Source organism: Nocardia otitidiscaviarum NBRC 14405, from assembly GCF_000308635.1.
Taxonomy (GTDB): domain Bacteria; phylum Actinomycetota; class Actinomycetes; order Mycobacteriales; family Mycobacteriaceae; genus Nocardia; species Nocardia otitidiscaviarum.
Genome location: NZ_BAGD01000246.1, coordinates 1 through 837 on the forward strand (window position 1 = coordinate 1; position 837 = coordinate 837).

Sequence of the window (837 nt, forward strand, 5' to 3'; positions counted from 1 at the left end):
TTGTGTCCGGCAGACCCGGCACCGCACCCACGATTCGCCGTGCTCTGCACGCAGCTCGGCCGCGCATTCCGGGCACGCGCCGAGGTAGCGCAGCTCAGGCCGGTGGTCGATCGCGCGGCGTAGCCGCTCGACGGCGGTCGTCACGTCCCACAGCAGTTCGGCGGCGGCCTGGTAGGCGCGCAGCGGTTCTCGGTGCTGTGCGAGCCATACGGCGGCCTGTTCGACCGCGCCGAGCCTCACCAGGGGCAGGGTTGCCCCGTCACGCGGTTCTGCGCCGCGGTGCTGCTCGGTGAGGTGAACGAGCCACGGCCCGTTGATGTATGGGCTCGTGCCGAGATCCTCGGCGAGGGCGCGCGCCCATGTGGTCACGGTGTTGCCGAGCGTCGCGAGCGCCTCGTCGCCGACCATGGTCGCACCGCGCGAGGTTGCGCGCACCGGTAGCGCGGTCTCGGCGGCGCGGCCGGCGGTTCGGGCACCCTGTACCCGGTCGAGCCGGGCGCGGGTGATCGCGATGTCGAGCAGCAGCTCGGGCACAGCGAGCAGCGCCTCGCACAGGGTGTCGCCGCAGGACACGCACAGGGTGAGGCCGTCTTTCACGGGCCGCTCACACTCGGCGCACTGGATTTCGGACATACTCACGCCTTCCTGCTCTCCAGTTCCCGAATACGCGAAACTGCCTGATCGAGGCGTGCTCGCTCGGCCTTCAACTCGTCGATGATGTCGCCAGCGGCGGCACTCATGCCCCATGGAAAATCGCTGACATAGGACTCCCACGCAGCAATTTCGGCGTCGGTTACTCGGGCCATATCTCATGCCTCCCATGTGATTTCGAGCCAC

2 protein-coding genes are annotated in these 837 nt (G+C 68.7%); both read right to left on the reverse strand.

Features of this window, described 5'->3' with window-relative positions; translation table 11 throughout:
• The coding region (locus ON31_RS29510; RefSeq protein WP_218007400.1) for a hypothetical protein at positions 1-534 on the reverse strand (534 nt) is incomplete at its 3' end.
• A gap of 101 nt (positions 535-635) precedes the next feature.
• Positions 636-806: a hypothetical protein gene (locus tag ON31_RS37050; RefSeq protein ID WP_157533803.1), complete on the reverse strand. Its 171-nt coding sequence runs from the start codon at positions 804-806 to the stop codon at positions 636-638.
• Between the last annotated feature and the right edge of the window lie 31 nt (positions 807-837).

Coding starts and splice junctions, on each gene's coding strand:
- ON31_RS37050 (WP_157533803.1), bottom strand. CDS start 806: ATGGCCCGAGTAACCGACGCCGAAATTGCTGCGTGGGAGTCCTATGTC.